This is a genomic window from Mycolicibacterium smegmatis (genome assembly GCF_001457595.1).
GTDB lineage: Bacteria > Actinomycetota > Actinomycetes > Mycobacteriales > Mycobacteriaceae > Mycobacterium > Mycobacterium smegmatis.
This window is the reverse complement of record NZ_LN831039.1, coordinates 5476575-5494889: the sequence shown is the minus strand read 5'-3', so window position 1 is coordinate 5494889 and position 18315 is coordinate 5476575. Positions and strand designations below refer to the sequence as shown.

At 67.3% G+C, this 18315-nt stretch carries 13 protein-coding genes; 5 read left to right on the top strand and 8 right to left on the bottom strand.

From position 1 onward, the window contains the following. Window positions 1–17 precede the first annotated feature (17 nt). Together AT701_RS26405 and AT701_RS26395 are read right to left on the bottom strand one after the other, a co-directional pair. Window positions 18–719, bottom strand: coding sequence for a ZIP family metal transporter (locus tag AT701_RS26405; protein WP_036453714.1), 702 nt, complete (start codon window positions 717–719; stop codon window positions 18–20). Window positions 720–1168: 449 nt separating this feature from the next. Then, window positions 1169–1522 carry an ArsR/SmtB family transcription factor gene (locus AT701_RS26395; protein WP_003896802.1) on the bottom strand — a complete coding sequence of 118 codons (354 nt, stop codon included), beginning with the start codon at window positions 1520–1522 and terminating at the stop codon, window positions 1169–1171. Between the two features lie 96 nt (window positions 1523–1618). On the opposite strand from AT701_RS26395, the gene ctpD reads away from it, so the two are divergent. Further along, window positions 1619–3562, top strand: a complete 1944-nt coding sequence (gene ctpD / locus AT701_RS26390; protein ID WP_058126902.1) for a cobalt-translocating P-type ATPase CtpD — start codon at window positions 1619–1621, stop codon at window positions 3560–3562. On the opposite strand, the gene AT701_RS26385 is transcribed toward ctpD, so the two are convergent. Then, window positions 3537–5408 carry a propionyl-CoA synthetase gene (locus tag AT701_RS26385; RefSeq protein ID WP_003896800.1) on the bottom strand — a complete coding sequence of 624 codons (1872 nt, stop codon included), beginning with the start codon at window positions 5406–5408 and terminating at the stop codon, window positions 3537–3539. The genes ctpD and AT701_RS26385 overlap by 26 nt on opposite strands. Before the next feature lie 131 nt (window positions 5409–5539). Between AT701_RS26385 and AT701_RS26380 the strand changes: the two genes are divergently transcribed. From AT701_RS26380 to AT701_RS26365, 4 genes are read left to right on the top strand one after another with little or no spacing between them, the layout of a single operon-like run. Further along, a complete protein-coding gene (locus tag AT701_RS26380; protein ID WP_058126901.1) occupies window positions 5540–6328 on the top strand; it encodes an SDR family NAD(P)-dependent oxidoreductase in 789 nt (262 codons plus the stop codon). A gap of 17 nt (window positions 6329–6345) precedes the next feature. Beyond that, complete coding sequence (locus AT701_RS26375; protein ID WP_058126900.1) at window positions 6346–6825, top strand: SRPBCC family protein; 480 nt, start codon at window positions 6346–6348, stop codon at window positions 6823–6825. Next, window positions 6822–8414 carry a phytoene desaturase family protein gene (locus AT701_RS26370; RefSeq protein ID WP_058126899.1) on the top strand — a complete coding sequence of 531 codons (1593 nt, stop codon included), beginning with the start codon at window positions 6822–6824 and terminating at the stop codon, window positions 8412–8414. The genes AT701_RS26375 and AT701_RS26370 overlap by 4 nt, the downstream gene beginning before the upstream one ends. Then, complete coding sequence (locus tag AT701_RS26365; RefSeq protein WP_058126898.1) at window positions 8411–10024, top strand: RecQ family ATP-dependent DNA helicase; 1614 nt, start codon at window positions 8411–8413, stop codon at window positions 10022–10024. The genes AT701_RS26370 and AT701_RS26365 overlap by 4 nt, the downstream gene beginning before the upstream one ends. 55 nt (window positions 10025–10079) lie before the next feature. Here AT701_RS26365 and AT701_RS26360 read toward each other — a convergent pair whose 3' ends face one another. From AT701_RS26360 to kdpA, 5 genes are read right to left on the bottom strand one after another with little or no spacing between them, the layout of a single operon-like run. Further along, a complete protein-coding gene (locus AT701_RS26360) occupies window positions 10080–10772 on the bottom strand; it encodes a response regulator (RefSeq protein WP_011730508.1) in 693 nt (230 codons plus the stop codon). After that, a complete protein-coding gene (locus AT701_RS26355) occupies window positions 10769–13303 on the bottom strand; it encodes a DUF4118 domain-containing protein (RefSeq protein WP_036453710.1) in 2535 nt (844 codons plus the stop codon). Before AT701_RS26355 ends, AT701_RS26360 begins: the two co-directional genes overlap by 4 nt. Beyond that, window positions 13296–14162, bottom strand: a complete 867-nt coding sequence (locus AT701_RS26350; protein WP_058126897.1) for a potassium-transporting ATPase subunit C — start codon at window positions 14160–14162, stop codon at window positions 13296–13298. The genes AT701_RS26355 and AT701_RS26350 overlap by 8 nt, the downstream gene beginning before the upstream one ends. 1 nt (window position 14163) lies before the next feature. Further along, window positions 14164–16311, bottom strand: coding sequence for a potassium-transporting ATPase subunit KdpB (kdpB, locus tag AT701_RS26345; RefSeq protein WP_058126896.1), 2148 nt, complete (start codon window positions 16309–16311; stop codon window positions 14164–14166). Further along, on the bottom strand, window positions 16311–17981 hold the full coding sequence (kdpA, locus tag AT701_RS26340) for a potassium-transporting ATPase subunit KdpA (protein WP_058126895.1): 1671 nt from the start codon (window positions 17979–17981) through the stop codon (window positions 16311–16313). The genes kdpB and kdpA overlap by 1 nt, the downstream gene beginning before the upstream one ends. Window positions 17982–18315 lie beyond the last annotated feature (334 nt).

The window sequence follows — 18315 nt, the reverse complement described above, 5'->3', positions numbered from 1 at the left end:
ACGTAACGCCCTTCGCGTCAGGTGGCGAGCGACAGACCGGCGGCGACGGCGAATCCGAGAACTGCCGCGAGTCCGGCATTCTCACGGGCCTTCTGCGTGGCCTCGGGAATCATCGACCCGACGAGCATGACAAGCAGTGCCCCCGCGGCGAATCCGTTGATCCCGCCCTGCAGCGCCGCACCGGCGACCTTCTGCAACTGGTAGCCGCCCACGGTGGCTACCGCGCACAGTGCCGAGATCGCCGCCCAGCCACCGAGAATCGTGCGTACCGGGTGGCCGGCGCTCCTCATGTCACTGGCCGATCCGATCGACTCGGGCAGGTTCGACACGAAGATCGCCACCAGGAGTGCCATGCTCACCCCGGCGCCGCCCGCGATGCCGATACCGAGCACGGCCTGTTCCGGTATGCCATCGAGAAGCGCCCCCAACAGCAGGGGCATGCCCGCCCCGCCACCGGTGCGGCCCATGCGATCCACCGTCTTGTCGGCCACGTAGAACACGACGGCGCCGATTGCCAGGCCGAGTGCGACGGCCAGAGCACCGCTGACCCGAACGCCTTCCTCGGCGAGTTCGAACGAGATGCTGGAGATCAGCGCGCCGGCACCGAAGCCGAGGACCAGACCGACCAGACGCTCGTTCCAGTCGCGGACGGTGCCGGCCACGGCTCCGACGAGCAGAGAGGACGCAGCGACGAGGCCCCAGAGGAGCGCGGTGAGCACAGCGTGAGCATACGGACACGCGGAGTGTCTGGCGTGAAACCGAAAGAGCCCGATCGATCGGCGTGATCGATGGGCTCAGAGGTATGGGATGACCTGCCGCGCGATGGTCGGCGGCAGGTCACCTACGGCGTCAGCGCCGCACGTTGCAGTTCGGCGGGTTTCCGCAGTGGTGGCCTCCGTCGCATGCGTTGCAGCGACAGGTGCAGTTTCCCTTGGTTGCGATGCGCATCGTTGCTCAACTCCTAACGTGCCCAAGCGTCGCTGGTACTGCGCGGTAGCAAATCGCCCGAGCTCAGGCGGATATCAACTTATAACAACTCAACGATAGTTCGGCTCAGGGCGAAAATAAAGGATTCCAGTGATCGCCCGGCGTTTTGCCGCCGCAGCCTCAGATGTGTGACGAGTGTGTGACGGCAAATGAAATTCTCTTGCCCGCAGCCGGATCTGGCTCAGGCGGTGCCGTCGCGAACGCCGAGTCGCAGATGTTCGATGTGGTAGATCGCCTCATCGAGCAGTTGCGCGACGTGGCTGTCGTAGAGCCGGTAGACGATGTTGCGCCCCGACCGGTCTCCGGTCACCAGTCCCAGCGTCCGCAACAGGCGCAACTGGTTGGACACCGCAGGTTGCTCCATCCCGACCGCCGCCGACAGTTCGGTGACCGAGCAGGGGGATTCGCGCAGCCGAGTCAAGATCAGCAATCGGTTGGGAGACGCCAGGGCCTGCAGTGTCTCGGCGACCTTGACCGCTGACGCGGCATCGAGCGATGCGGCGGGCGTGGAACGCCCCTCGACACCATGACCCATGCGCCCATTCTCGCATGGCACGCAAGTGAGCATTGATACATTTAAATCTTTACATGTATAAACGTATGCGTTCGTCAATCCAACGAAGGGTGCTCGATGACCGCGCTGTATCCCGCCGTCGAACCCGCACCTTCGGCCCGCCCGGCGCGACCGCGATCCGGCGGTTGGCTGTGGACGGTGCCCTCCGTTCGGTGGGCCGCCGCGGCACTCGCACTGTTTCTCACCGGACTGGCCGCGCAACTCCTCGGAGCACCGCAGGCCGTGGTCTGGACGTTGTACCTGGCCTGCTACGTCGTCGGTGGCTGGGAACCCGCGTGGGTCGGCGTGCGGGCCTTACGCAACCGCACACTCGACGTCGACCTGCTGATGATCGTCGCAGCGATCGGTGCGGCCACCATCGGGCAGGTGTTCGACGGTGCGCTGTTGATCGTCATCTTTGCGACGTCGGGCGCGCTCGAAGATGTGGCGACCACAAGGACCGAGCGGTCGGTGCGCGGGTTGCTCGACCTCGCTCCCGAGCACGCCACCCTCCTCGGCGACGGGTCCCAACGTGTGGTCGCCGCCGCCGATCTGCGGCCCGGCGACGTCATCGTGGTGCGTCCGGGCGAGCGAATCTCGGCTGACGGCACAGTGATCGGCGGTGCCTCGGAGGTCGACCAGTCCTCGATCACCGGGGAGCCACTGCCCGCCGCGAAGGACGTCGGCGACGACGTGTTCGCCGGGACCGTCAACGGTTCGGGTGCGCTGCGCGTCGAGGTGACGCGCGAACCCTCGCAGACCGTGGTGGCGCGCATAGTGGCGATGGTGGCCGAGGCATCGGCGACCAAGGCCACCACGCAACTGTTCATCGAGAAGATCGAGCAGCGCTACTCGGCGGGCGTGGTTGTCGCGACCCTCGCGTTGTTCACCGTGCCGCTGATGTTCGGCGCCGATTTGCGCTCGACGCTGTTGCGCGCCATGACGTTCATGATCGTGGCGTCGCCGTGCGCGGTGGTGCTCGCGACCATGCCGCCGCTGTTGTCGGCGATCGCGAACGCGAGCAGGCACGGCGTGCTGGTGAAATCTGCGGTCGCGATGGAGCGGTTGGCCGATACCGACGTGGTGGTGCTCGACAAGACCGGGACGTTGACGTCGGGGGAGCCTGTGATCTCGCGGGTGACCGTGCTCATTGACGGTGCCGATGTGCTCGGGATGGCCGCTGCCGCAGAACAGTTCAGTGAGCATCCATTGGGGCGCGCGATCGTCGCGGCGGCGCGCGGGCGCGTGGTACCTGAGGCCGGTGACTTCACGGCACTTCCGGGCCGGGGCGTGCGCGCGCGTGTGGCCGGGCACGTCGTCGAGGTCGTCAGCCCCGCAGCTTTCGCGGGGAAGGACGGGGCCGTGCGCGAGCACTGCGCCGCGATCGAGAACGACGGTGGCACCGCCGTCGTCGTCCTCGAGGACGGGCTACCCGTCGGTGTCATCGGCCTGGCCGACCGGCTGCGGCCCGACGCTCCTGCCGCCGTGATGCAGTTGGCGCAGTTGACCAAACACCCACCCATGCTGCTGACCGGTGACAACCGTCGCGCCGCCGGACGACTGGCGGAGGAGGCCGGCATCGCCGACGTGCACGCCGAACTCCTCCCCGACGGCAAAGCTGCTGCGGTGCAGAAACTTCAGCGCGACAACACGCACGTGCTCGTGGTGGGCGACGGCGTCAACGACGCACCCGCGATGGCCGCCGCGCACACCTCGATCGCGATGGGCAGGGCGGGTGCGGACCTGACGGTCCAGACCGCCGACGTCGTCACCATCCGCGACGAACTCGCCACCGTCCCCGCGGTGATCGCACTGGCGCGGCGGGCCCGACGCGTCGTCATCGCGAACCTCGTGATGGCCGGCGCCGCGATCACCACGCTGGTCCTGTGGGACCTGTTCGGCCACTTGCCGTTACCGCTCGGTGTGGCCGGACATGAAGGGTCGACGATCTTGGTGGCGCTCAACGGCCTTCGCCTGCTGAGCAACCGCGCCTGGATCAGCCCCGGCGCAACACCGACTTGAGGTCGTCGAGCACCGAGGGGTCCTCGATCGTCGAGGGCACGGGCTCGTCCTTGCCGTCGGCGATACCGCGCATGGTCTTGCGCAGGATCTTGCCCGAGCGGGTCTTCGGCAGCGCCGACACCACGTCGACGGACTTGAAAACGGCAACGGCGCCGATGCTCTCGCGTACCTTCTGGATCAGCTCGTCACCCAGCTTGTCGGCGGACGCACCGGATTTGAGCACCACGAACCCTCGCGGCACCTGCCCCTTGAGTTCGTCGGCCACACCGATCACGGCACACTCGGCGACCGCGGGATGCTCGGCGAGCACGGCCTCGATCGACCCTGTCGACAGGCGGTGGCCGGCCACGTTGATGACGTCGTCGGTGCGGCCCATGACGAACAGGTAGCCGTCTTCGTCGATGTAGCCGCCGTCACCGGTGAGGTAATAGCCCTCGAACGCCGACAGGTACGAGGAGATGTAGCGCTGGTCGTCGCCCCACACGGTGGGCAGCGTGCCCGGCGGCAGCGGCAGCTTGATGCAGATCGCGCCTTCTTCGTTCGGATCGGCGACGGAGCCGTCGGCCCGCAGAATCTGCACGTCGTAACCGGGCATCGGCACGGTCGCCGAACCGGGCTTGACCGGCATGAGTTCGAGGCCGGCCGGGTTGGCCGCGATCGCCCAGCCTGTCTCGGTCTGCCACCAGTGGTCGATGACGGGCTTGCCGAGTCTCCAGGCGGCCCAGTGGTAGGTGTCCGGATCGAGGCGCTCGCCGGCCTGGAACAGATACTTCAGGCTCGACAGGTCGTAGTCGCGCATGCGCGCGCCTTCGGGGTCTTCCTTCTTGATCGCGCGCACTGCGGTCGGCGCGGTGAACAACGCCTTCACCTTGTGTTCGGAGATGACGCGCCAGAAGGCGCCCGCGTCGGGTGTGCCGACCGGTTTGCCTTCGTACAGAACGGTTGTCGCGCCCAGCATCAGCGGCGCATACACGATGTAGGAGTGCCCGACCACCCAGCCCACGTCGGACGCCGTCCAGAACACGTCGCCGGGTTCGATGCCGTAGATGTTGCGCATCGACCACAGCAGCGCCACCGCGTGTCCGCCGTTGTCGCGGACGATGCCCTTGGGCTTGCCGGTGGTGCCGGACGTGTACAGCACGTACAGCGGGTCGGTGGCGGCCACCGGGACCGGATCGGCCGGTTCGGCCGTGGCCACCAGTTCGTGCCAGTCGACGTCGCGCCCCTCGATCAGGTCGCAGGGTTTCTGATCGCGCTGCAGGATGACGCACGCCTGCGGGGTGTGCTCGGCGATCTGGAGCGCCGAGTCCAGCATCGGCTTGTACTCGACGATGCGCGTCGGTTCGATACCGCACGAGGCGGCGACGACGACCTTGGGCTTGGCGTCGTCGATGCGCGCCGCCAGTTCGTGCGCGGCGAACCCGCCGAACACGACCGAGTGCGTGGCGCCCAGACGTGCGCACGCCAGCATGGCCATGACAGCCTCGGGCACCATCGGCATGTAGATGACGACGCGGTCGCCCTTCTCGACGCCGAGGCCGCGCAGCGCTCCGGCGACCTTTGCTGTGGCGTCGCGCAGCTCGCGGTAGGTGTAGGTGCGCTTGGTGCCCGTGACCGGCGAGTCGTAGATCAGAGCTGCCTGGTCACCGCGTTCTGCGACGTGGCGGTCGAGCGCGTTGGCGCACGTGTTCAATTCGGCGTCGGGGAACCAGCGGTAGAACGGCGGGTTGCTGTCGTCGAGGATGCGCTGCGGGTCGCGGGTCCACGTCACCGCCTTGGCGGCGTCGGCCCAGAACGTGGCCGGGTCGGTGATGCTGGACTCGAACAAGGCACGGTAACCGGACATACCGCAAACCGTAATCTGCGTCACGTGCAACGTGGATGCAACCCTGCAAAAAACATCCAACGGTGACCTTCCGCCGCGCAGGCGGCTGCGTCGCGACGTTTGACTCCTGTGGGTCCGGGTAGCCACCACCCATGTCTGAAACACGCCCGCTGGCCATGGTGACCGGTGCCTCGAGCGGCATCGGTTTCGAGCTGGCGATGCTGCTTGCCGACGACGGATACGACCTGATCGTGGCGGCCGACGACGAGGCCATCTACCCCGCGGCCGACAAGCTCGGCACCGAGTGCGCCACCGTCCAGGCCGTGCAGGTCGACCTCCGCAAACCCGCCGATGTCGAGCGACTGTACCGCTCGTCGTCCGGCCGGGTGCCCGACGTCGTGGTGCTCAACGCCGGCTCGGTGCGAGCCGGGTCGTTCGTCGAGGGCGACCTGGACGCCGATCTGTCGATCATCGACCTGAATGTCCGATCGACCGTGCACCTGGCAAAGCGCGTGCTGCGCGACATGACGGCCAAAGGCTCGGGCAAGGTGCTGTTCACATCGTCGATCGTGGCCGCCATGCCCGGCTCGCTGCAGTCGATCTACAACGCGTCGAAGTCGTTCATCCAGTCGCTCGCCGAGGCGCTGCAGGACGAGCTGCGCGACACCGACGTCACCGTCACTGCGCTCATGCCCGGGCCCACCGATACAAACCTGTTCGCGCGCAACCGCATGGAGAACACGGTGCTCGCGCGGTGGATCCCCAAGGACGATCCCGCGCAGGTCGCCAAGCAGGGCTACGACGCCATGATGAACGGCCGCCGCCGCGTGGTCGCCTCGTCGGTAAGCAGCAAGGCGTTCGCCTTGATCAACACGGTTTTGCCGGACATGGTGAAGGCAAGGATCAACCGTTTCATAGCCAGCCCCGCGCGGGGGAACTAGTGAAGGAGCAAGGGGTTATGGAGGAATCATCTCCGGCCGCGGTGGACAGCTCGCTGACCGTCAAACGGGACACGACAGCCACGCGTCAACAAGTCTGGGACGTCATCGCCGACGGCTGGACGTATTCGCAGTGGGTGGTGGGCAATACACGCATGCGTGCCGTCGACCCCAACTGGCCCGCACCGGGCTCCACCATCCACCACACCATCGGGGTGTGGCCGGTCGTGGTCAACGACGAGACGGTCGTCGAATCATGCACCCCCGGTGAGGAACTGATCCTGCATGCCAAGGGGCGTCCGTTCGGCAAGGCGCGAATCGTCATGCGGCTGCACGATCTTCCCGACGGCGGGTGCCGTGTCGAGATGGCCGAGGTGCCGATCGGCGGGCCGCTCGACTGGGTGCCGCGCCGCCTCGCGTTGCTTGCTGCGTTCCCGAGGAACCGGGAGTGCACGGCGCGACTCGTGGCGCTCGCCGAGCGCCGGCCCGAGCCGGAATGAGCCGCGACAGCGCAGATGCGGTGGTGATCGGCGCCGGCCACAACGGCCTGGTCGCGGCCGCGATGCTGGCCGACGCCGGCTGGGACGTGCTGGTTCTGGAGGCCCAACCCGAACCCGGCGGCGCGGTCAAGAGCGCCGAACTGGTGCCCGGTTACACGAGTGATCTGTTCAGCGCGTTCTACCCGTTGTCGGTCGCCTCGCCCGCGCTGCGGGCGTTGAACCTCGAAGACCACGGCCTGCGGTGGACACATGCACCCGCTGTGGTGGGCCATCCCCGGTCCGCGGCCGACGACGACGCGCCGATGATCTACCGCGACATCGACCGCACCGCGGCCGAGTTGGACCGTCATCACGCCGGAGACGGCCGGCGCTGGTGCGATCTGTTCGAACAGTGGCTGAAGATCAAGGACGGGCTGATCTCGTCGCTGTTCACCCCGTTCCCGCCGGTATCCGGCCTGATGCAATTGCTGCGCAAGCTCGGTACCGCCGAGGCCCTGCGGCTGGCGCAACAGCTCGTGATGCCCGCGGGCATCATGGCCGAGCATCTGTTCGACGGCGAGGCTGCCCGATTGTTGTTGCTGGGCAACGCGATGCACGCCGACGTACCGATCGACGGCGTGGGCAGCGCGGTCATGGGCTACCTGCTGATCATGATGGCGCAGGACGGTGGCTGGCCCGTGCCGGTCGGGGGTGCCGGCCAGTTGACCGCAGCGCTGGTGAACCGGGCCCGCTCGGCCGGTGCGCGCATCGAATGTGACCGGCGGGTCGACGGCATCGACGTGCGTGGCGGACGCGCTGTCGGTGTGCGGGTTTCCGACGGGACGACGGTGCGTGTGCGCCGCGCCGTCATCGCCGATACGTCGGCGCCGCGGCTGTACCGCGACCTGCTACCCGAACACGCCGTGCCCGCGGCGGTGCGACGCAGTTTCGACCGATTCGTGTGGGACACACCCGTGCTGAAGATCAACTATGCGCTCGACGCGCCCGTGCCGTGGCGTTCGAAAAACCTCAACGACGCCGGGACCGTGCACGTCGGCGCGGACCACGACGGGCTCGTGCGGTGGATGGCCGACCTCAACACCAGGACGCTGCCGCAACAACCGTTCATGCTGTTCGGGCAGATGACCACGGCTGATCCCACCCGCTCACCGGCCGGAACCGAAAGTGCCTGGGCCTACACACATCTACCGCGAGGCATGGCCGATGATGCGTCGGCCGACAGACTGTCCGAGATCGTCGACCATGTCCTCGAAGAGCATGCCCCCGGTTTCGGCGACCGCGTGATCGGCCGCGTGGTCCAGCGGCCGTCCGACCTTGAGGGCGCCGATGCGAACCTGCACACCGGTGCCGTCAACGGCGGTACCTCACAGCTGTATCAACAGTTGATCTTCCGGCCCGTACCCGGCTTCGGGACCGCCGAGACGCCCGTCGCCAACGTGTTCCTGGGCAGCGCAGGCGCACATCCCGGTGGTGGTGTGCACGGGGTGTGCGGCCGCAACGCGGCCAAGGCCGCGTTGGCCAACAACGGTGTGCTGGGCTGGCCCCGAAGGAAACTCAGCAAGGCCGTGTTGTCGTTGGTCACCAGGTGAGGTCCCTGGAGGACGTCGCCGCGGAGGTCTTCGGGTGGCGGTCGTTACGCGCGGAGCAACTCGAGGCGATGTCGGCGATCCTCGACGGCAGCGACGTGTTGGCGGTGATGCCCACCGGTTCCGGCAAGTCGGCGATCTATCAGGTGCCCGCGGTGCTGCTGTCCGGCCCAGTGCTGGTGATCTCGCCGTTGATCGCGTTGCAGTTCGACCAGATCGCGCAACTGGAGCGCACCGACGCACCGCAGGCCGTGGCCATCAACTCCCGGCAGAGCGCCGCGAAGCTCAACCGGGCGTGGGACGCCGTGCGGGGCGGGCAGGCGCGGTACATCTTCCTCGGACCCGAGCAGTTGGCCAGGGACGAGGTGATGGACAGGCTCGCCGAGGTACAACCGGCATTCGTGGTGGTCGACGAGGCGCACTGCGTGTCGGCGTGGGGGCATGACTTCCGGCCCACCTATCTACGGGTGCGCGATGCGATCGACCGCCTCGGCAGGCCACCCGTGGCGGCGCTCACCGCAACGGCGTCGGGTGTGGTGCGGCGCGAGGTCATCGACATCCTCGGACTGCGGAAGCCCGTCGTCATCGCGAGCGGATTCGACCGGCCCAACATTGCGCTCGAAGTGTTCTCACACACCGACGACGCGCAGAAGCGTCAAGCCGTCCTCGACGCGGTCGCCGAGATGGCACCGCCGGGACTGCTGTACTACGCCACCCGCAAGGACGTCGAGTTCTACGCCGAGGAACTCCGCCGCCGTGGCGTGTCGGCGGCCGGGTATCACGCGGGGTTGCGAGCGCGCGAGCGCGCGGAGGTGCAACGCCGTTTCCACGACGACGAGGTTGACGTGGTGGCCGCGACCTCGGCGTTCGGCATGGGCATCGACAAGCCGAATGTCCGCTTCGTCGTGCATGCCTCGATCCCGGAGTCCGTAGACACCTACTACCAGCAGATCGGCCGCGCCGGCCGCGACGACGAACCCGCTTCGGCCGTGCTCCACTACCGTGCGGAGGATCTCTCGCTTGGCACCTTCTTCGCCACGCACAACGCCGACGCGGAGCTTTTGGCCCGGGTGTACTCGGCGCTGGACGGCGGTGGGCCCAAGCGACTGAAAGATCTTCGTGCGGCCCTGGGTTCAGGTGGGCGGAGCGTGACCTCGGCGGTGAACCTGTTGGAGCGCGCCGGCGCCGTCACCTCCGGGCGGGCGGGCTTCTCGACGACGGGTCTGGGCCCCGACGAGGCGGTGCGCAAGGCCGTCGAGATGTCCGAGATCTCCGAACGCGTCGACCGCACCCGCGTGGAGATGATGCGGTCCTATGCCGAGACCCCGGACTGCCGGCGGCAGTTCCTGCTGGCGTACTTCGGCGATCACCTGCCGCGGCCCTGCGGCAATTGCGATCGCTGCCGCGACGATTCGAGGCCGACGAGTTCGGGCACGCCCGCGATCGCACCGGGCACACCCGTCGAGCACCGTGAATGGGGACCCGGCGTGATCCTCGACGGCGACGAAGACCGGCTCACGGCCCTGTTCGACTTCTACGGCTACCGCGTGCTGTCCGTGGACGCGATCAACGAGACGTCGGTGCTGGAGATTTCCTCTGCCGAGCAGACGTAAAACTGCTCATTTTCGCGCCGAAATGGGCAGTTTTATGTCTGCTCGGCGAGGGACGTCACGCCTCGAAGCGGTAACCCATGCCTGCCTCGGTGAGCAGGTGCACCGGGTGCGAGGGGTCGTCTTCGAGCTTACGGCGAAGCTGCGCGAGGTAGACGCGTAAATAGTGGGTCTCGGTGGCGTAGGCCGGGCCCCACACCTCGCGGAGCAGTTCCTCGCGGCCGACGAGCTTGCCGCGGTTGCGCACCAGCATTTCCAGCATGCCCCACTCGGTGGGCGTCAGGTGCACCTCGGCGCCGTTCTTGATCACCTTCTTCGCGGCGAGATCAACGGTGAACGATGTGGTCTCGATGACCGGTTGATCGGTCTCGGGCACCGCGGCGCGACGCGCGGCCGCGCGTAAGCGGGCCAGGAACTCGTCCATGCCAAAGGGTTTGGTGACATAGTCGTCGGCCCCGGCATCGAGGGCCTCGACCTTGTCGGAGGAGTCGGTGCGCGCCGAGAGCACGATCACCGGGGCGCTCAACCATCCCCGCAGACCGTGCAGCACCTCGATCCCGGACATGTCGGGCAACCCGAGATCGAGCACGATGACGTCGGGTCGGTGGTCGGCGGCGCTGTGCAACGCCTCGGCGCCGCTTGCCGCGGTGCGCACCTCGTAGCCTCGTACCGACAGGTTGATGCGCAGGGCCCGCAAGATCTGCGGTTCGTCGTCGATCACCAACACGCGGGTCTTGATCGGGGCGGTCATGCCGGGACCGCCAGTTCGATCTCGACGGTCAACCCGCCGCCCGGGGTGTCTCCCGCCGAGATGGTGCCGCCCATGGCCTCGACAAACCCTTTGGCCACCGAGAGTCCCAGGCCCACACCAGTGGTGGTATTCGTGTCGCCGAGCCGTTGGAAGGGTGCGAACAACGCGTCCTCGGCGCCGCGTGGAATTCCGGGGCCCTCGTCGACAACGGCGATCAGCACCTTGTTCGCGACGCGTCCCGCCGTCACGCGGATCAAACCGTCGGGCGCGTACCGCAGGGCGTTGTCGATCAGGTTGGCCAGCACGCGCTCGAGCAGGCCGCCGTCGGCCAGTGCCACCGAGTCACCCACCTCGACCTTTACCCGGTCCACGGCGGAGCGGCCGTAACCGGTGGGGCCGCGACGGATTCCGAGCAGTGCACGTTGCACCGTCTCCTCCAGATACACCGGCCTCAACTCGGGGTGGATCACCCCGGCGGCCAACCGTGAGGAGTCGAGCAGATTGCCGACGAGTGCCGTGAGCGCATCGACGGATTCCTCGATGGTGGCGAGCAATTCGGCGGTGTCCTCGGCAGAGAAGTCGATGTCGCAGCTGCGCAGACTCGACGCGGCGGCCTTGGCGGCGGCCAGTGGGGTGCGCAGGTCGTGGCTCACCGCCGACAGCAGTGAGCGGCTCAACTCGTCGGCTTTCGCGATCGCGTTGGCCTTCGCGGCCTCTTCGGTGAGTTCGCGTTGGCGGACCAGTCCTGCGGCCTGGTTGGCGACCGCGCCCAACACACGCCTGTCGCGTGCGGGCAACTCCCGGCCGGAGAGCAGCAGCCAAAACTCGTCTCCGGCCTCCACTGCGGTGTCGGCGGCGGCGACGCGGTCACACGGATCCTGACCGACGCAGTCGACGATGGTTGCGCCATCAGATGTTTCACGCAACAGACTCACCGCACGTTGCGCGTAGGTTTCGCGGACACGCTCCAGCAGTGCCGTGAGATCGGCGCCGCGCAGCACCGATCCGGCGAACAGTGCGAGCAGTTCGGCCTCCCGCGACGCGTGGCGGGCCTCCCGGGCCCGTTTGGCCGCACCGTCCACGAGGGCCGCGACGGCGACTGCCACCGCGAGCAGCACGACGATGGTGAGCGCGCTGTCCGGATCGGACATGGTGAACGTGTGTCGTGGGCTGGTCAGGAAGTAGTTGAGCAGCAGTCCGGACAACACGGCCGACAACGCCGCGGGAGCGACACCGCCGAGTAGGGCGACCACCAGCACTCCGACGAAAAACAGTGCGCTCTTGCCGCCGACGTCAAGGAACGGATCGAGAATCGCGACCGAGAACGCGCAGATCAGGGATGGCACCATCAGCGCTGCGGCCCACGAGGCCGCGTGCCTCTGCCGTGGTGAGGTCGAGGACCAACGGAATCCGCGTTTGGCGGCTTCGTGGGTCACCATGTGGACATCGATCTTTTGGGACTGCTGCACGACGGTCGCCCCGATGCCCTCGTCGAACATCCGCGCCCACCGCGACCGACGGGATGTGCCGAGCACCAACTGGGTGGCGTTGATGTCACGCGCGAAGTCCAACAGCGCAGTGGGCACGTCATCACCGACGACGGTGTGCACCGTGGCGCCGAGGCTCACCGCGAGTTCACGCACTTTGCCCATCTGGGCAGCCGAGATGCCCGTGAGTCCGTCGCCATGAACCACATGGACCACCATGAGTTCGGCGCTGGACTTCGACGCGATGCGGAACGCGCGGCGCACCAACGTTTCCGACTCCGTTCCGCCGGTGACCGCGACGACGACACGTTCGCGGGTTTCCCACAACGCGGTGATCTTGTTGTCGGCCCGGTACTTGGCCAGCGCCGCGTCGACCTGATCGGCCAGCCACAGCAGTGCCAATTCCCGCAGCGCCGTGAGGTTTCCCCGCCGGAAGTAGTTCGACAGCGCGGCGTCGATCCGCTCGGGTGCATACACGTTGCCGTGAGACAGCCGGCGCCGCAACGCCTCCGGAGTGATGTCGACCAGTTCGATCTGGTCGGCCGAACGCACCACCTCGTCGGGTACCGTCTCCTGCTGTTCGATGCCGGTGATCGCCGCGACGACGTCGTTGAGGCTTTCGAGGTGCTGCACGTTCACCGTCGAGATCACGGTGATCCCGGCGTTGAGCAACTCGTCGACGTCTTGCCAGCGTTTCGCGTTCTTGCTGCCGGGGGTGTTGGTGTGCGCGAGTTCGTCGACCAGCACCACCTGCGGTTTGCGGTCCAGCACCGCGGGCACATCCAGCTCGGGGAACCGGCCGCCGCGGTACTCGATGTACCGCGGCGGAATGACCTCGATGCCGGCGAGGAGCTCTGCGGTGTTCTTGCGTCCGTGGGTCTCGACGACAGCGGCCACCAGGTCGGTCCCGCGGTCGAGCCGGCGGTGCGCCTCCCCGAGCATCGCGTACGTCTTTCCCACGCCGGGCGCGGCACCCAGGTAGATGCGCAGCTCGCCGCGCTTCGAGGCGTTCGACGCCCGCGTAGTCACATGACCATCATCCATGCGCGGCCAGGGTGTCGAGAGCGATGTTGAGTTCCAGCACGTTCACCCGTGGTTCACCGAGAAATCCCAGCGTGCGGCCCTCGGTGTGCTGGGCCACCAACTCGCGTACCCGTTGCGGGTCCACGCCGCGTGCTGAGGCGATGCGGTTCACCTGCAGGTCGGCGTAGGCGGGGGAGATGTCCGGGTCGAGCCCGCTGCCGCTCGCGGTGACCGCGTCGGCAGGCACCTGCGGTGCGGCGGTCCCGCGGACGGGCACGATCTGGCCCACCGCGTAGTTCTCGCCGGGTTCGGCGCACTCGACCCGTACACCTTCGTACGTGTAGAGGAACGGGGCCTTGGTGTCCGCGCACGGTTCGTTGACGCTGACCACCCGCGTGGGCGTGATCACGTTGCCGTGCGAATCACGCGGTCCGATCACCGACAGCACCGCACCCACGCCGGCCGGCGTGCAGAACGGCCGCGCACCGCTGATCCCGTCGACGTCCCCGACCGCTCGACTGCGCTGGCACACCTGGGTCAGCAGGCTGGGTTTGTCCGGTTGGTCGATGACGCTTTCCGGTCCCAGATTGCTGGCGCTGGTGGCCATCGGGTCGTATCCGTCACCGGCGGCAGACGGGCGGGGCTGGAAGTACTGCGGCAGCGGGTTGCCGTCGGCGTCGGTGAACGACTGCCCGATCAGGCTGCTGCCCACCGATTTTCCGGCCACCTCGATGATCGATCCGTCGGCCTTGTCCTGCAGCCCGGGTAGTTGGGCCACCAGCCAGATGAACACCGGGTAGCCGAGGCCGAGGACCACGGTGAGCGCCAGCAGCGCCCGCAGCGCGGCGGTGTGTTGGCGGACGATGTTGGTGAAAGACATGTCAGGACATCCCGGGGAGAAGTTGGACTACCAGGTCGATGAGTTTGATGCCGAGGAACGGCGCGATGATGCCGCCGAGGCCGTAGATGTAGAGGTTGCGGCTGAGCAGTTTCGCCGCGCTGCTCGGGGTGTAGCGGACACCCTTGAGGGCCAACGGGATCAGAGCGACGATCACGATCGCGTTGAAGATCACCGCCGACAGGATCGCCGATTGCGGGCTGTGCAACCGCATGATGTTCAGCAGGTCCAGTCCGGGGAACAGGCCGACGAACAACGCCGGGATGATCGCGAAGTACTTCGCGATGTCGTTGGAGATCGAGAACGTCGTCAGTGCACCACGCGTGATCAGCAACTGCTTGCCGATCTCCACGATCTCAATGAGCTTGGTCGGGTCGGAATCCAGATCGACCATGTTGCCGGCCTCCTTGGCCGCCGACGTGCCGGTGTTCATCGCGACGCCCACGTCGGCCTGCGCCAGGGCGGGTGCGTCGTTGGTGCCGTCGCCGGTCATCGCGACCAGACGCCCACCGGCCTGCTCCTGCTTGATCAGCGCGAGTTTGTCCTCCGGGGTGGCCTCGGCGAGGAAGTCGTCGACTCCGGCCTCGTCGGCGATGGCCTTGGCCGTCAACGGGTTGTCGCCGGTGATCATCACGGTGCGGATCCCCATGCGCCGCATTTCGTCGAAACGCTGCTTCATGCCTTGCTTGACAACGTCTTTGAGGTGGATGACGCCGAGCACCTCGGCCCGCTTGGGGTCGGTGTCGTCGGTGATGACGTGCCCGACCACCAGGGGTGTGCCGCCGGCGTGTGAGATCGCGTCGACGACGTCGAACAACTCGACCGGTACGGTGCCGCCCTCGCCGCGGACCCAGTCGACGACCGCCGCGGCGGCGCCCTTACGCAGGCGGTGCTCGCCAAGGTTGACGCCGGACATCCTCGTGGTGGCGCTGAATTCGATCCAGTGCGCCTCGGCGAGTTCGCCCGGGGTGCGGGCGCGTAACCCGAACTCGCGCTTGGCGAACACGACGATCGAACGGCCCTCGGGGGTTTCGTCGGCCAGGCTCGACAGCTGTGCGGCGTCGGCGAGGGATTCGGGTGTCACGCCGGTCAGCGGTACGAACGCCGCGGCCTGCCGGTTGCCCAGCGTGATGGTGCCGGTCTTGTCCAGCAGCAGCGTGTTGACGTCACCCGCGGCCTCGACCGCGCGGCCCGACATCGCGAGCACGTTGCGTTGCACCAACCGGTCCATACCGGCGATGCCGATGGCCGACAGCAGCGCGCCGATGGTCGTCGGGATCAGGCACACCAGCAGCGCCACCATGACAATGCCGCTGATCCCGTTGCCGGTGAGCGCCAGACTGTCCGGCACACCCGGGTTGTTGGCCTTGGCGTAGATCGCCAAGGGTTGCAGGGTTGCGACGGCGAACACGAAGATGATGGTCAGCGCGGCGAGCAGGATGTTCAGCGCGATCTCGTTGGGTGTCTTCTGCCGGTTGGCGCCCTCGACCAGCGCGATCATGCGGTCGATGAAGCTCTCGCCCGGTTTCTGGGTGATGCGCACGACGATGCGGTCGCTGAGCACCGTGGTGCCGCCCGTGACCGCCGAACGGTCGCCACCCGATTCCCGGATGACCGGGGCGGATTCGCCGGTGATGGCCGATTCGTCGACCGAGGCAATGCCTTCGACGACGTCACCGTCGCCCGGGATGGTCTGGCCGGCTTCCACGACGACGATGTCACCCTGCCGCAGTTGCGGTGCCGGGACAGCTTCCTCGGCGCCCGACTCGGTGAGCCGGCGTGCCATGGTGTCGGCCTTGGTCTTGCGCATCGACTCGGCCTGGGCCTTGCCGCGGCCCTCGGCGACGGCCTCGGCGACGTTGGCGAACACCACGGTCAGCCACAGCCACGCCACGATCAGCCAACCGAACCAAGTGGGGTTCACACCCGCGAGGATCGTGGACCACACGGCACCCACCTCGACGATGAACATCACCGGGTTGCGCCACAGGGTGCGCGGGTTCAGCTTGCGCAGCGCGTCGGGCAGCGAACGCCACAACATTGTTGGGTCGAGCAACCCGCCCTGAACCTGGCTGGTGGGTTTGGGGTTCGCGTGGTTGGAGACCGCCTGGTGGGCGGTGTGGACTGGCATCAGTGAATTCCTTCGGCGAGCGGCCCGAGTGCCAATATGGGCAGGAACGTCAGGGCGACGAGGATGAGGGTGACGCCCACCGTCATGCCGACGAACTGCGGCCGATGGGTGGGCAGGGTGCCGACCGAGCTGGGCGTGACACCCTGGCTGGCAAGGGATCCGGCCAAGGCCAGCACCAGGATGATGGGCAGGAAGCGGCCGAACACCATCGCCAGGCCCAGCGCGGTGTTGTACCACTCGGTGTTGACGCTGATACCGGCGAAGGCCGAGCCGTTGTTGTTGGCGGTCGACGTGAAGGCGTAGAGCACTTCCGACAGGCCGTGCGGTCCGGTGTTGAGCATGCCGGCGCGTTGTCCGGGCATCGCCATGGCGATGGCGCTGCCGGTCAGCACGATCAGCGGGGTTACCAGGAAATAGCTTGCAGCGAGCTTGATCTCACGTGGTGTGATCTTTTTACCGAGATACTCCGGGGTACGCCCGACCATCAGTCCCGCGACGAACACGGTGATGATCGCCAGGATCAACATGCCGTACAAGCCCGAACCCACACCGCCCGGGGCGATCTCGCCGAGCTGCATGTTGAACATCGTCATCAGTCCGCCGAGGCTCGTGTAGGAGTCGTGGAACGAGTTCACCGCACCCGTCGACGTCAGGGTCGTCGAACCCGCGAACACCGCCGAATCCGCGACCCCGAAGCGCTGCTCGACCCCCTCCATGGCCGCGCCGACCGCAGTCGGGACGGTGCCGTGGTGCTGCAGCTGGAGCAGCATCGTCAAGCTCACGCTGGCCAGGGCGATCGCGCCCATGATCGCCGCGATCGCCACGCCCTGCCGGGCGCTGCCGACCATGCGGCCGAACGTGCGCGGCAGCGAGAACGGGATGAGCAGTATCAGGAAGTTCTCCAGCCAATTGGTCCACGGTGTCGGGTTCTCGAACGGGTGCGCCGAGTTGACGTTGAAGAAGCCGCCGCCGTTGGTGCCCAGTTCTTTGATGGCCTCCTGGCCGGCGACCGGACCGCCGGGGATGGTCTGCGCCGCGCCGCTCAGCGTCGTCACCACCTGCTCGTGCAGCGCGAAGTTCTGGATCGCACCGCCGGCGACCAACAGAAGGGCGCCGACGATCGCGAGGGGCAGCAGGATGCGCAGATTGCCGCGCACCAGGTCCACCCAGAAGTTGCCGAGTTCGCCGGTGTGGCGGCGCGCGAACCCGCGGACCAGCGCGATCGCCACGGCCATGCCCACCGCGGCCGAGACGAAGTTCTGTACCACCAGACCCGCCATCTGGACCAGGTGTCCCTGCGTCGACTCGCCGGCGTAGGCCTGCCAGTTGGTGTTGGTGACGAAGCTGACCGCGGTGTTCCAGGCCAGCGCGGGGGTCATCGGGGTGGCCGGGTCGTGCAGGTGCAGCGGCAGACGGCCCTGGACCAGCTGGAGACCGAACAGGATCACGATGCTCACGGCCGAGAACGCCAGCACACTGCGGGCATAGGAGCCCCAGCTCTGCTCGGCGCGTGGGTCGGCACCGATCACCCGGTAGATCAAACGTTCGGCGCGCGAATCCTTTTCGGAGGTGTAGACGCGGTACATGTAGTCGCCCAGCGGAACATGGACCAGCACGACGGCAGCGACCAGCGAGGCGAGGAACGCGATCCCCGCGGTGGTGGGGGACACTAGAACCTCTCCGGGAAGAGCAGTGCGGCGCCGATGAACACGGCGATGAGCACCGCGAGGATCAGCCCGACGACGTTTTCGATCACTGGCGCTCGACCAGCCTCTGCACCAGGCCGAGCAGCGCGAAGATCGCCACCGTCAGCGCCAGGTAGACCAACACGGACATGTTGTCTCCTTTTACGCCCGCCGGATCTCGACGGGCTGATCAAGGATCTGCCCAGTTCAGGACCGCGAACGCGGCCTTGATGGTTTCTTTACGGTGCGGCGGCCGTATTTGACACCGTTTGTTCGAAGCCGGCGCACAGGCGGTTCCCGACGGACTGTCAGTGCGGCG

Bases quoted from the DNA above. Each gene is read 5' to 3' on its own strand.
- AT701_RS26350 (WP_058126897.1), bottom strand. From the start codon at position 14,162: ATGTCTTTCACCAACATCGTCCGCCAACACACCGCCGCGCTGCGGGCG.
- AT701_RS26370 (WP_058126899.1), top strand. From the start codon at position 6,822: ATGAGCCGCGACAGCGCAGATGCGGTGGTGATCGGCGCCGGCCACAAC.
- kdpB (WP_058126896.1), bottom strand. From the start codon at position 16,311: ATGCCAGTCCACACCGCCCACCAGGCGGTCTCCAACCACGCGAACCCC.
- AT701_RS26385 (WP_003896800.1), bottom strand. From the start codon at position 5,408: ATGTCCGGTTACCGTGCCTTGTTCGAGTCCAGCATCACCGACCCGGCC.
- AT701_RS26375 (WP_058126900.1), top strand. From the start codon at position 6,346: ATGGAGGAATCATCTCCGGCCGCGGTGGACAGCTCGCTGACCGTCAAA.
- AT701_RS26380 (WP_058126901.1), top strand. From the start codon at position 5,540: ATGTCTGAAACACGCCCGCTGGCCATGGTGACCGGTGCCTCGAGCGGC.
- AT701_RS26360 (WP_011730508.1), bottom strand. From the start codon at position 10,772: ATGACCGCCCCGATCAAGACCCGCGTGTTGGTGATCGACGACGAACCG.
- ctpD (WP_058126902.1), top strand. From the start codon at position 1,619: ATGACCGCGCTGTATCCCGCCGTCGAACCCGCACCTTCGGCCCGCCCG.
- AT701_RS26395 (WP_003896802.1), bottom strand. From the start codon at position 1,522: ATGGGTCATGGTGTCGAGGGGCGTTCCACGCCCGCCGCATCGCTCGAT.
- AT701_RS26355 (WP_036453710.1), bottom strand. From the start codon at position 13,303: ATGGATGATGGTCATGTGACTACGCGGGCGTCGAACGCCTCGAAGCGC.